The sequence below is a fragment of the Dechloromonas hankyongensis genome (assembly GCF_022012295.1).
GTDB classification, from domain to species: Bacteria; Pseudomonadota; Gammaproteobacteria; order Burkholderiales; family Rhodocyclaceae; genus Azonexus; species Azonexus hankyongensis.
This window is the reverse complement of record NZ_JAKLTN010000002.1, coordinates 1,146,707-1,159,823: the sequence shown is the minus strand read 5'-3', so window position 1 is coordinate 1,159,823 and position 13,117 is coordinate 1,146,707. Positions and strand designations below refer to the sequence as shown.

Annotated in this window: 7 protein-coding genes; all 7 read right to left on the bottom strand. The window is 66.7% G+C overall.

Annotation, left to right across the window (positions count from 1 at the left end; genetic code table 11):
• Entirely contained in the window at positions 1-3,102 is a 3,102-nt protein-coding gene (locus tag LZ012_RS14140; protein ID WP_275711461.1) for an efflux RND transporter permease subunit, read from the bottom strand.
• 3 nt (positions 3,103-3,105) lie between these two features.
• Positions 3,106-4,299: an efflux RND transporter periplasmic adaptor subunit gene (locus LZ012_RS14135; RefSeq protein WP_275711460.1), complete on the bottom strand. Its 1,194-nt coding sequence runs from the start codon at positions 4,297-4,299 to the stop codon at positions 3,106-3,108.
• Positions 4,296-5,546: a TolC family protein gene (locus tag LZ012_RS14130; RefSeq protein ID WP_275711459.1), complete on the bottom strand. Its 1,251-nt coding sequence runs from the start codon at positions 5,544-5,546 to the stop codon at positions 4,296-4,298. The genes LZ012_RS14135 and LZ012_RS14130 overlap by 4 nt, the downstream gene beginning before the upstream one ends.
• A 149-nt stretch (positions 5,547-5,695) precedes the next feature.
• A complete protein-coding gene (locus tag LZ012_RS14125; protein ID WP_275711458.1) occupies positions 5,696-9,175 on the bottom strand; it encodes an ATP-binding protein in 3,480 nt (1,159 codons plus the stop codon).
• 173 nt (positions 9,176-9,348) lie between these two features.
• On the bottom strand, positions 9,349-10,620 hold the full coding sequence (locus tag LZ012_RS14120) for a bifunctional O-acetylhomoserine aminocarboxypropyltransferase/cysteine synthase (protein ID WP_275711457.1): 1,272 nt from the start codon (positions 10,618-10,620) through the stop codon (positions 9,349-9,351).
• A gap of 109 nt (positions 10,621-10,729) precedes the next feature.
• On the bottom strand, positions 10,730-12,568 hold the full coding sequence (gene mnmC / locus LZ012_RS14115; protein ID WP_275711456.1) for a bifunctional tRNA (5-methylaminomethyl-2-thiouridine)(34)-methyltransferase MnmC2/FAD-dependent 5-carboxymethylaminomethyl-2-thiouridine(34) oxidoreductase MnmC1: 1,839 nt from the start codon (positions 12,566-12,568) through the stop codon (positions 10,730-10,732).
• A 35-nt stretch (positions 12,569-12,603) separates the two neighbouring features.
• A complete protein-coding gene (locus LZ012_RS14110; protein WP_275711455.1) occupies positions 12,604-13,101 on the bottom strand; it encodes a hypothetical protein in 498 nt (165 codons plus the stop codon).
• Between the last annotated feature and the right edge of the window lie 16 nt (positions 13,102-13,117).

The window sequence follows — 13,117 nt, the reverse complement described above, 5'->3', positions numbered from 1 at the left end:
TTACTCCTCGTCCGTCTCGGCTTTGCGTAGGCGCAGGCCCCAGAAGGCGAGCGGCGGCAGCAGGGTGAGCGTGAACAGGGTGGCGGTGACCACGCCGCCGACGATGACCACGGCGAACGGGCGTTGCGTCTCGGCGCCGATGGCGCTGGACAGGGCGGCCGGCAACAGGCCGAGGCCGGCCATCAGGGCGGTCATCAGGATGGGGCGGAGGCGCGACACGGCGCCTTCGGTCACCGCCCGGACCAATGACGAACCGTTATCGACCAGGCGTACCACCTCCTCGACCATGATCACGCCGTTCTGCACCGAAATGCCGGCCACGGCGATGAAGCCGACCGCGGCCGAAATCGACAGGTGCAGCCCGGCCAGGCCGAGGGCGAAGAAGCCGCCGGCGATGTTGAAAGGCAGCATGGCGAGGATCAGGCCGGCCAGGCGGACCGAGCGGAAGGCCCAGAAGAGCAGCGCGAAGATGCCGAGCAGCGAGGCGGGAACGATGACGGCCAGGCGCTTCATCGCGCGCTGCTGGTTCTCGAACTGACCGCCCCAGACCAGCCGGTAGCCGGCCGGCAGCTGGACTTCCCGGCCGACCCGGGCAATGGCCTCGGCGACGAAACTGCCCTGGTCGCGGCCCTGCAGATTGGCCTTGACCGAGACGTTGCGGCCGCCGGCTTCGCGAGAAATGCGGGAAGCGCCCTCACGCACCTCGACCGTGGCGATATCGGCGATGCGCACGGTCCCGGCGTTATTGGGCAGGGCGACCGGGACGGCGCCGACGTCCTCGACCGAATTGCGATAGGGCGCGGCGAAGCGCAGCACCAGGTCGAAGCGGCGTTCCCCCTCGTAGAAACCGCCGACGGCATTGCCGCCGAGCGCGGACTGCACCGCATTGTCGAGATCGCGCATCGACAGTCCGAGGCGGGCCATCTTGACGCGGTTCGGAAGGACCGCCACTTCCGGTTGGCCGCTGGGCAGGATCGCCGCCACGTCGCGGCTGCCCTGGATGGTGCGCAGCACACCAGCGATCTGTTCGGCCTTGTCCTGCAGGATGTCGAGGTCGGGGCCGAAAACCTTGATGGCGATTTCGCCCTTCACCCCGGACAGCGCCTCTTCGACGTTGTCCTGGATCACCTGCGAGAAATTGGTCGGCAGGCCGGGAATGCTTTTCAGCTTCTTCGACATGTCGTCGACCAGCGCTTCCTTGTCGCCGAAACGCCAGTCGCCGCGCGGCGCCAGGTCGGCCAGGATCTCGATGTTGTTGGGGCCCTTGGGGTCGGTGCCGTCGTCCGGGCGGCCGACCTGGGTGACCAGCATCTTCACTTCCGGATAGGTGCGCAGCGTGGCGCGCACCGCGCGTTCGACATCCTTGCTCTGATCGAGCGACGAGCCGGGCGGCAGGGTGATGGTTAGCCACAGGTTGCCTTCGTCGAGGCGTGGCAGGAATTCGCTGCCGAGTATCGGGACCAGCGCGAAGGCCAGTGCGGCGATCAGGCCGCCGATGGCGAAGGCCTGGCGCGGCGCACGCTGGCACTTGGTCAGCAGGCGGCGATAGGCGCGTTGCAGGCGGACCAGCCAGTCGATGTGCTTCTCGGCCAGGTCGGCCTTGGTGAGGACGACGGAGAGCAGGGATGGCACCACGGTCAGCGTGAACAGCACGGCGCCGATCAGCGAAAAGGACAGGATCAGGGCCACCGGCGTGAAGATACGGCCTTCGACACGCTGGAAGGTGAAGATGGGCAGGAAGGCCAGGATGATGATGGCTTTCGAGAACAGGATGGGTTTGGTCAGGCTGGAGGTGACCGAGCGCAGGGCGTCGAAACGCCGGCCGATGGCCGATTCGATCGCCGCGTTCGGGTGATGGACGGCGAGGCGGACCATCAGCGCCTCGACCAGCACCACGGCGCTGTCGATGATGATGCCGAAGTCCACCGTGCCGAGCGAAATCAGGTTGGCCGGGACACCCTTGAGGTCCATCAGCGTGAAGGCGAAAAGCAGGGTGAGCGGAATGATGGCGGCGACGACCAGGGCCGCCCGCCATTCGCGCAGGAAGATGACCAGCACCGAGACGACCAGCAGGGCGCCGACCAGCAGGTTCTCGGTCACCGTATGCAGCGTGTGCTTGACCAGTTCCGTGCGCTGGTAGATCGGCTTGATGGAAACGCCCTTGGGCAACTGGCCGTGGTTCAACTCGTCGACCCGCTCCAGCACGTCCGCCACCACCTTGGACGGATCGCCGCCCTTGGTCATCAGGATGATGCCTTCGACGACTGAATCCTGATCGTCGTTGGCGACAATGCCGGACAGCGGGCGATCGCCCACCGAAACCTCGGCCACATCGCCTACCGTCACCGTCTTGCCGTCCTTGGCCACGACCACCGCGGCACGGATGTCGTCGAGATTGGCGAACAGGCCGACGGCGCGCACGACCAGCGATTCGTCGCCGCGCTTCATCAGGCCGCCCGAGGCGTTCTGGTTGCCGTTGGCCAGGGCTTGCGAAACCTGGTCGAGCGTCACCGTGTAGCGCGCCATGGCGGTCGGATCGACGCGCACCTGGTATTCCTTCACGGCGCCGCCGAAGCTGTTGATGTCGGCCACGCCGGCCACCCGGCGCAGGGCCGGGCGGACGATCCAGTCCTGCACGGCGCGCACTTCCCGCGCCGCCATGTCGGCGGGGGCCTGCAGCACGTAGCGATAGATTTCGCCGACCGCGGTGGCCAGGGGCGCCAATTGGGGTTGTATCCCCGGCGGGAAGCTGACGTTCTGCAGTTTTTCCAGCACCTGGTTGCGGGCGAAATAGTCGTTGGTGCCTTCCGAGAAGGTCAGGGTGACGACCGACAGGCCAGTGATCGACACCGAGCGGACCTGCACGGCGCGCGGCACGCCGCTCATTTCGCGCTCGACGGGAATGCTGACCGTACGTTCGACTTCCTCCGGCGACTGCCCCGGGTATTGGGTGACGACCTGGACCTGGACATCCTGGACATCGGGGAAGGCTTCTACCGGCAGGTCCTGCAGGGCGCGAAAGCCGATGACCGCGAGGGCCACAGCCATGACCAGGATGAAGGCGCGTTGGCGGATGACGAAGGTGGCAAAGCGTGGCAGCACCGCTTATTCCCCCTGCGCCATTTCGGAAGCGAGCAGCAGGGCGCCGCGAATGACCACGACGTCGCTGGCCCTCACCGGCGACTCCGGCGTCAGGTAGGCGAATTCGGCATCCTGGCGGGCGATGCCGACGGTACGCCGCTCGAATTCGTGCGGCCCGACCTGCACGAAGAGGTGGGCCGACAACCCGCCGGTGAGCAGGGCGCCGACTGGCAGGCGGATCACCTTGGCCGCATCCGGCGCGCTCAGTGTGGCGCGGGCGTACATCTCGGGCTTCAGGCGGCCGTCGGCATTGTCGACGACGGCGCGCACCGGAATGCGGCGGGTGCCCGGATCGACGATGGCGCCGACCCGCTCGACGCGGGCCGAAAAGTCGGTGCCGGGATAGGCTTCCAGCGTGAAATTGACGGCCTCGCCCGGCTTGGCCAAGGCGGCGGCCTTTTCCGGCAGGTCGATATTGAGCCACAGGCGGCGCAGGTCGGAAATGACGAACAGCGGGTTGGCAGCGTCGGTGCGCACCTCGGTTCCCGGATTGACCTGGCGGTCCACGATCATGCCGGCCAGCGGGGCGCGCAGCACCAGGCGCTGTCCTTCGATCCGGCTGCCGGCCGGCGACAGGTTGGCCAGGCGCAAGCGGGCGCGTTCGACTTCGGCAGCCGAGGCATGGGCATCGGCTTCGCTCGATTCGAGGTCGCGGCGGGCCAGAACTTCGCCGTCGAACAGGATCTTGGCCCGGCTGAGTGCCTTCTGTTTCTGGCTGTGATCGGCTTCCGCCTTGCGCAGATCGGCGATGGCCTGGCCAAAGTCGGGGGCGTCGAGGATGGCCAGCGGGGCACCGGCCTTGACGGGGTCGCCCAGGGCCGCCTGCAGGCTGACGACCCGGCCGGCCAGGGGCGGGAAGATGCGGGCGGTCTGGTCTTCGGCCAGCGCCAGTCGGGCATTCATCGCTTCGCTGGCCGGCAACGGGGCGGTGCCCGCCGTTTCGAGCTTGAGGAAGGCCAGTTGCCCGGCATTTTCGGACAGGCTCAGGCGATTGGCCGCCGGCTTGGCTTTTTCGGCCGTTGCGGCCGGTTTCGATTGCGCGGAGTGCCAGGCGGAGAGGCCGCCCAAGGTGAGCAGGCCGATGAAGGCGACCGGCGCGATCCGGCGCAAGGTAGGCTGCGCCAGGCGGGCGCGAATGTTTTTGAGCATATGGGTCATGGCAGATCCGGGCGATTGAGGGCGGCGGCCCAGGCGGCACGCGATTTGGCGGCATCGGCGAGGGCATTGGCGGTGTCGGTTTCGATGGCGTAGAGGCTGCGGCGGGCATCGATCACGTCGAGGACCGAAGCGGCGCCGTGGTTGAAGGCGAACTGGACGCCGTCGCTGGCCTTTCGGGCCGAGGGCAGGCCGTCGTCCCGCAGCTGGCGGGCGCGTTCGCTCAGTCGTTCAGCTGCGAAGCGGGCCTGTTCGAACTCCGCCGCCGCGGTGGCGCGCAGGCGGGCGAGTTCGTCGCTCGCCGAATCGCGATCGACGTAAGCCCGGCGAATTTCGCCGCGATAGTCGTAGCCGGTGAACAGCGGAATGCTGACGCCGAAGCCGACCGTCGTGTTGGTGCGGTCGTCCGGCGCGCGTTCGAGCTGGGCACCGATGGTCACATCGCGGACCTGCTGCGCCTTGGCCAGGCCGATGGCGCGTTCCGCCGCCTCCAGGCGCAGGCGGGCTGCCACGATGTCCGGGCGCTGCTCGATCTCTGGCCGGCTGGTCGGCAGGGAGGGCAGTTGCGGCCACGGGTCGGTGGTGGCCAGGTGCGGGGCGTCGCTTTCCATGGCCAGCAACTGGGCCAGTGCCAGACGCGAACGCCGCAGGTCGACCGCCGCCTGGTGGGCATCGCTTTCGGCCTTCAGCGTATCGGTCCGGATGCGGGCGGCATCGGAAGGCGACAGGTCGCCGGCCTTCACGCGCAGCTCGGCCTTGGCCAAGACCTGGCGGGCCATCAGCACCGATTCGTCGGCGAAGCGGCTCTTGTCCTCGGCCGCCTTCAGGTCGAAATAGGCCTGGATGGCCAGCAGGCGTTGCTGGCGCAGCATGTCCGATTCGTCGGAGCGGTTGGCCTGGAGCAGGGAGTCGGCAACGGCGAGGCGCAGGTCGCGCTTGCCGCCGCGTTCGATGGGCTGGTCGATGCGCAGGATGGTATCGAGATTGCTGCCGGTGCTCATGCGGCGGCTGTTGAAACCACTGGTGCTGAGCGAAACGACCGGATTGGGGCGTCCGGCGGCGATGTCGATGCCCGCTTCGCCGGCTGCGGTCGCGCGCCGGGCGGCGATCAACGAACGGTTGCGCTCGGCGAGCAGGCGGTCGAAATCCTGGAGATGAATCGCTTGCGCGGCCTGGGCTTCGCTTGCCGCCACAGCGTCCAACATCGGTACCAGCGGCAGCAGGCAGAAAATGAGTATTCTGAATCGCATGCGCCCACGGTAACCAAAACAGGCTTTCGCAAGCCTGACAGAGGGTTGGCGGAGGCTGGTCTGCGCCGGGCGAGGTGCGGATTTTCAGACCGCCCGGCCCGCGAGGCGGGCGGATAGGCGGCGCCGAGAGAATTACGGGCGGCGGCCGTTCAGGTCACGGACGAGGCAGGTATGTGCTGACGAACCAGTTGCACCAATGCTTCCGCGTCGATGGGCTTGGCGAGGTGCCCGACCATGCCGGCGGCCAGGCACTTGTCGCGTTCTTCGCTGAAGGCATGGGCGGTCTGGGCGATGATGGGCAATCGCGGGGCGAGGGCCTTGATCTGCCGCGTCGCCTCGTAGCCGTCCATTTCCGGCATCTGGATATCCATCAGGACCAGATCGTAGGCGTCCGGCCCGTCGCGGATCACCCGTTCCACCGCTTCCCGCCCGTTGCCCACCATGACGACCCGGGCACCGTCCTCGCTCAGGTTGGCTTCGAGAATCATCCGGTTGATTTCTTCATCTTCGGCGACCAGGATGGAAATTCCGGACAGGGGCCGGTGGATCGGTGCGCCGGCAGTGGTCGGTTCCGCCGGGTAGTGCGGGTACGCGCCGGGCCATGGGTGGTAAGGCAGGCTAAGGTCGACCGTGGTACCGATGCCGGGCTGGCTGCTGACCGTGATCGTGCCGTGCATCAGTTCGACGATGCGTTTGCTGATCGCCAGCCCCAGGCCGGTACCGCCGAACTTGCGGCTGGCCGAGGCATCGGCTTGCTGGAAGGGATTGAACAGGTCACCGAGCTGGGCTTCGGTCATGCCGATACCGCTGTCGGCGACCCGGAAATGGAGTTGCCCGGCCGTGCAGGACAAGGCGAGCGTGACGCCACCCCGCTCGGTGAACTTGATGGCGTTGGAGAGCAGGTTGAGCAGGACCTGCCCCATGCGCAGCGGGTCGCTGAGGCAGCGTTCGGGCAGATCCGGCGCCAGTTCGACGCGGAGTTCCAGGTGTTTGCTGTCGGCCCGGTCATGTACCAGTTCGACCGCGTGGTCGACGACTTCCCGGAGATGGACTTCGGTTTGCTCGATGCTCAGCTTGCCGGCCTCGATCTTGGAAAAATCGAGCACGTCGTTGATGACGCCGAGCAGGCGTTTCCCCGAGGCGCGAATCTTGGCGAAGGCAGTGCGCGCCTTTTCGCTGTCCTGGCAGTTGCGATAGCCGATATCGGCGAAGCCCAGCACACCATTGAGCGGCGTGCGGATTTCGTGACTCATGTTGGCCAGGAATTCGCTGCGCACCCGGGCCAGGCTTTCGGCAGCGAGCAGCGCCCGCTCGCGTGCCTCAGCCGCCGCCCGCTGGGCACTCATGTCGACAAAGCTGGTGACGGCACCTATGGTCTTGCCGGCCTGGACCATGGGGTGCGTCGAATACATGACCGGCACCGGGTGGCCATCGGCGTGCCAGTAAACCTCGTCATCGACGCGCACGGTATGGCCGTAGCGTATGGCGTTGTGGCTCGGACACTCCTCGCTCGGATAGGGCGTGCCGTCCGGTCGGCTGTGGTGAAAGAGGGCGTGGTAGGGGCAGCCGATGGCCTGTTCGGCCGTATAACCGAGCATGGCGCAGGCAGCCGGATTGATGAAGGTGATCAGGCCGTCGGCATCGATGCCGTAGAGACCGTCGGCGCTGGACTGGATGATGTGGCTGGCCCGCGCCTCGGTCTCGAGCAGGGCCGTCGTGCGCTTGTGGACCAGTTCTTCGAGGTGGCGCCGATGTTGTTCCAGTTCGGCCTCGGCCTGCTTGCGTTCGGTGATGTCGCGGGTCAGCGCCAGCATGCCGGTAATGTTGCCGCCATTGTCGCGCATCGGCACGGCATGGGTGTCCAGCCAGCGATGTCGCCCCTTCAGGCCGATGATCTCGTAAGTCAGTGACCCGGATTCGCCGCTGCACACCCTGGCGTGCAGTTGCTTGAAGGCCTCCTTGTCCGCCGGCACGATGATGCCGGTCAGCCGGCTGCCGACGACCTGCTCCAGCGAGTCGGCTTCGATCATGGCCAGGCCGGCCCGATTCATCTGCAGCACGCTGCAGTCCAGAGCGAGGACCTTCACGCATTCCGGCTCGGTCTCGATGATAGTCTGCAATTGGCGTTCGCTGGCGGCCAGGCTCTGCTGGGCGCGGTCGCGCTCCAGCGCCGAACCGACCCAGCGGGCGAGCAGGGCGATGAATTCCTCGTCGGTTTCGTCGAATTCCCGGCCGTAGCGCTGCGGCGAACTGAAATTGACGGTGCCGAAGCGCAGGCCATCGACCATGACCGGGGCGCCGATGTAGGCCTCCAGCTTGAAGGTCTCGTAGCAGGGGTGGCGGGCCAGCGGTGAGGCCCCCATGTTGGCGACGGCAAAGACCTTGCCGCTGTCGAGCGTGATGTTGCAGAAGGTGACGCCGTAGGGGAATTCCTGCCCGTCGTGCAGCGTGCCGGGCGGCGAAACTTGGGCGACGATGCGGTAGGTGTCGCCGCTGACCTGGCTGACGATGCCGAATTCGAGGCCGTACAGCCGGGCGCCGACGCTCAGCGCCTGGCTCAGCTGGTCGCCCAGGGGCAGGTGGGACAGCGCGGCGATCTCGTTCAGGCGGCGCATGCTGGCGTGCTGGCGCTGGCGGTATTCGCTGCTCCGGCGCAGTTCCTGTTCGCGCAACTCGCCCTGGCGCAGTTGCTGCGACAGGAAACCGCCGGAGACGATAGAGAGCAGCGCGAAACCCAAGGCTACGGCCGAAGTCAGGTACAGCTCTCCATGCCATCCCGCCAGGTAATCCTCCTTGGCGGTGCCGGTGAGGACGATCATCGGTACCTTGTCCAGATGGCGGTAGGTGATCACGCGCTGCTTGCCATCGGAGGCCGCCGGCGTGTAGTAGGTGGCCTGGCGGCGGCCGCTGTCGATGAGCTGGCGCAGGGCGGCGGAAACCACGGTGTTGCCGACCTGGCCGGCCGGCTGCCCGGAAATGTCGGGAAATCGGGAAATCAGCTGCAGGCCGGCATTGCGCAAGACGACCGAGCCCTCGGGCCCGAGATCGAACTGGGCCAGCATCTTGGAGAAATGGCTGGCGGCGATCGACGCCGCGACGACGCCGGCGAAGCGGCCGTCCGGATGGTTGTAGCGGCGCGAAAAAGCGACGATGTATTGCCCGGAAACGCGGCCGAGCAGGGGGGCGGTCACCTGCAGCCCGTGCTCTGGGTGCTCGCGGTGCAGGACGAAATAGTCGCGGTCGGCCCAACTGGGCGAGGCGGCCTTGGCCACGCCCTTGCCGACGATGACCTGGCCGTCGGCATCGGCGACCCGGAGGCCTTCGATTTCCGGGAGCCGCTGTTGCTGGCGGGCGACAAAGGCGTTCAGGGCGGCCGTGTCGAATTTCCGCTCGGCCAGCCGGCGTTCCAGTTCGTCGACCACCGCCTGCAGGGCGAGGTCGACCTTGGCGACGCTGCCGGCAATATTCTGATCGACCGCGTTGGCGATGTTCTGGGTCAGCCGCTCGGCGGCCAGCTCATACTGGAGCCGGCTCTGATGCAGGAAATAGACGCAAAACGCGACGACCAGCAGATTGGTGCAGACCAGACCCGCAATCAGCAGTCGGCGTAATTGCCTGGGGGGCGTCATATTTTTTCGTCGGGGCGTCGAGTGGGCTGGCGACGGCTTCGCATTGGCGAAACCATATCGGCCCGGAATTTCGTTGGGTGGCTTCGAATATTACGCCCTTGGTCATACGTCATGGCGCACATGAGCACAAAAAAACCGGCGCCAGGCCGGTTTTTGTGCTGCATTGCCGCCAATCAGGCCGCGTTCAATGCCTGGTCGAGGTCGGCGATCAGGTCGTCGATGTGCTCGATGCCGATCGACAGCCGGATCATGTCTTCGGACACGCCGGCCTTGGTCAGTTCGGCCGGCGACAGCTGGCGGTGCGTGGTCGACGCCGGGTGGCAGGCCAGCGACTTGGCGTCGCCGATATTGACCAGCCGGGTGAACAGCTGCAACGCGTCCTGGAACTTGCCGCCGCCTTGCAGCCCGCCCTTGACGCCGAAAGTCAGGATGCCGGAGGCACGGCCACCCATGTACTTCTTGACCAGCGGGTAGTCTGTGTGGTCTTCCAGTCCGGCGTAATTGACCCAGTTCACCTTCGGATGATCTTTCAGGAAGCGGGCGACCTTGATGGCATTGGTGCAGATGCGGTCCATGCGCAGGGCCAGGGTTTCGGCGCCCTGCAGGATCAGAAAGGCGTTGAATGGACTGATCGCGGCGCCCATGTTGCGCAGCGGTACGACGCGGGCGCGGCCGATGAAGGCGGCGGGGCCGAGGGCTTCGGTATACACCACGCCATGGTAGGAAACGTCCGGCTCGTTCAGGCGCTTGAATTTCTGCTTGTGCTCGGCCCACGGGAACTTGCCGCTATCGACGATGATGCCGCCGATGGAATTGCCGTGGCCGCCGATGTATTTGGTCAGGGCGTGGACGACGATGTCGGCGCCGTGCTCGATCGGCCGGCACAGGTAGGGAGAGGGTACGGTGTTGTCGACGATCAGCGGCACGCCGTGGCGGTGGGCGATCTCAGCCAGTTTTTCGATGTCGGTGATGTTGCCGAGCGGGTTGCCGACCGATTCGCAGTAGATGGCCTTGGTGCGGGCGTCGATCAGCGGCTCGAAGGAGGCCGGGTCGCGGTGGTCGGCGAAGCGCACGTCGATGCCGTATTGCGGGAAGGTGTGGGCGAACAGGTTGTAGGTGCCGCCGTAGAGGGTCGCAGCGGAGACAATGTTGTCGCCGGCCTCGGCGATGGTCTGGATGGCGTAGGTGATCGCCGCCATGCCGGACGCCAGTGCCAGGCCGGCAATGCCGCCTTCCAGTTCGGCGACGCGTTTTTCCAGCACGTCCTGCGTCGGATTCATGATCCGCGTGTAGATGTTGCCTGCCACCTTCAGGTCGAAAAGGTCGGCACCATGCTGCGTGCTGTCGAAAGCGTAGGAGGTGGTCTGGTAGATGGGTACCGCGACGGCCTTGGTGGTCGGATCGGGCGAGTAGCCGCCATGGACGGCAATGGTTTCGATTTTCATGCGTGCGTCTCTCTCTTTGTTATCGGCGAAGGAAAAAACTGCAGAAGTGGCGGAATATTACCCATTCCCGGGCATGCAGGCCAAATCACATCGGCATCTAAGCTTATGGCTACTCGGCGTCGTCCGCTTCGTCGCGGGGCCGGCGTGCCGCCTTGAGGAGGAAACGGCCGGGGTCGCAGGCGTCGACCAGATCGTTCTCCAGCGGCAGCGGTTCGCCTTCCAGGCGCGAAACGAGCAGGTCGGCCATCAGGGCTGACCATACGATGCCGCGCGCACCGAAACCCTGCACGCACCACAGGCCTGGCTGGCGGGGCAGATTGTGCAGGCGGGTGTTCGGGCGGGTTGCCGCCGGGTCGGGAACCGGGCCGACGATGGGCAGGCGGTCCGGCGACATCGGCCGGAAACCGACGCGGCCGGTCAGCGTGGTGGGGGCGACGTCGGCCGCGAAACCGGGCAGGCCCAAGTTGAGGCGCGCCAGGTTTTCCTGGTGGTCGGCCATCCGGACCGACGGATCGGAGTCGGCGTACTGCAGCGTGGCGCCGATCAGGCGCAGGCCGTCGACATCGGGCATCACATAGCCGAGCTTGCAAACCACATGATGCAGCGGCTGGGTGGCGCCGGCCAGCAGGTGCGTCACCTGGCCACGGGCGGCGCGTTGCGGCAGCCAGGCGAATTGCTCGAAACGCGGGGCTGCTGCGCCGCTGGCCATGACTAGCACCGGCGCTTCACCCAGCACCTGGCCGGCCGCATCGAGCGCCCGCCAGCCGCTGCCGGTATTTTCCAGGCGGTCTACACAGGCATTGAAGCGGACGCTGAGCCGATCCGGGAAACTGGCCAGCGCCGCCAGGCAGACCGAGGAAGGCTGCACCCAGCCGCCGTTGGCGAACCACCAGCCGCCGGTAGCGACCGGCCAGCCAAGACGCTGCGACGCTTCGTCGGCCTCGATGAAGCTCACCAGTTCCGGCGGGAAACCAAGTTGGGCAACGGTTCGCCGCTGTTGTTCTTCATGGATCGGCTCGCGGCCCAGGTGCATGACGCCGCAGGCCGCCCAGCGGGCATCCGGCAGGCTGGCGAGCAGGGCCCGGGTAGCCAGGTAGCCGGCCCGGGTCAGGCGGGACAGCCGATTGTCGTCGGCGCTGGGCAGTGGGCGCAGGACGCCGGCCAGATTGCACGAAGCACCGGTGGCTGGTTCGGCAGCCTGTTCGAGCACCGTCACCTGCCATCCGGCGGCGGCCAGGGCATGCGCTGCCGTGCTGCCGGCAATGCCGGCGCCGATCACGACGGCGCGGCGCTCGGCCGGCGGAACATGGCGCAGCGGCCGGCGGGCACGCAGGCGGCCGACAACCATCGGTGCGCCGTAAGCGTCATCGGGGCGCTGCTCCAGGTCGAACTCGGCAGCCGCCAGTGCAGCGCCAACTGCTTCGCCGACGGCCGGGGTAGCCAGCGTGGCGCCAGGGGCAGCCAGGCGGGACAGGGAACGGCACAGCTCCGCCTTGTCGTCCGCCGAGAAGTCATCAAGGATGTAGGCATCGACTGCACCTTCGATCGCCCGCAGCTGGCTGGCGATATCGCCGAAGACCAGGGTCAGCACGACCTGGCTGCCCGCGAACCGCAGGCGATGCATCCCGGGGGCGAGCACCGGCCACTGTTGCTGCAGTGCTGCCGCCAGTTCGGCCAATTCGGGCCAGGCGCGCTGAGCACTCGCCAGATCGGCGGCCGGGTAGGGATGTTTTTCGAAGGCCACCACATGCAGGCGGCGACAACGTTGCGGGTCGTCGCGCCAGGCTTGCCACAGGGTCAGGAAATTCAGGCCGGTGCCAAAATGGGTATCGAGGACGACGAAGCGGTCGCGCCCTTGCCAGCGTTGCGGCAGGGTATTGCCGACAAGCGCGATGTGCCTTGCTTGTTCGATGCTGCCACCAGCCGGCGGGAGAGGGGGGCCATCCACTGCGCAATCCAGACGGCCAGGTGCCAGTTCGTCCACTAATGCAGTCGCGAGTGAGGGTGGCCGGGGCGGAGTGCCACCGGGTCAGGCGCGGCGTAGTCGAGCGCCAGTCCCCATTGCGCCTGCTCCGCGCCAGCTCGCAGCATGGCGCAGAAGGCTTGCAGCAGGTCGGGCGTCAGGCCGAGTTCGAAACTGCGCTCGCGGCCTTCGCGGAACGTCAGGTGATAGCCGCCGTCGCTCAGGGTGTCGACCTTGATCTCGCTGGTCAGCAAGGGGTTCGAACCGAGCGGATAGGTCGCCTTGTCGTCCTGGAAGGGCTGTTCGAAACTGGCCGGTGCCGGCATGGCCTCAATGTCGGCAGCCAGTGGGGCACTGCTGTTCGAATGTGCCAGCAACTTGGCCAGATGCGGCCACAGTTCGCGCAGGAAGCGCCGGGTCAGCCAGACCCGGAATTCCTCGTCAGCCTGCGTCGCGACGCGCAGGACCAGGCGGTCCTGCAGGGCGTCGTGGGCGATCTGAAGCTGACGAACTTGCATAAATCAACGTAAGGTC

Excerpts from the sequence above, each read along its gene's own strand:
- LZ012_RS14135 (WP_275711460.1), bottom strand. The coding sequence starts at position 4,299 with ATGACCCATATGCTCAAAAACATTCGCGCCCGCCTGGCGCAGCCTACC.
- LZ012_RS14125 (WP_275711458.1), bottom strand. The coding sequence starts at position 9,175 with ATGACGCCCCCCAGGCAATTACGCCGACTGCTGATTGCGGGTCTGGTC.
- LZ012_RS14110 (WP_275711455.1), bottom strand. The coding sequence starts at position 13,101 with ATGCAAGTTCGTCAGCTTCAGATCGCCCACGACGCCCTGCAGGACCGC.
- LZ012_RS14130 (WP_275711459.1), bottom strand. The coding sequence starts at position 5,546 with ATGCGATTCAGAATACTCATTTTCTGCCTGCTGCCGCTGGTACCGATG.
- LZ012_RS14120 (WP_275711457.1), bottom strand. The coding sequence starts at position 10,620 with ATGAAAATCGAAACCATTGCCGTCCATGGCGGCTACTCGCCCGATCCG.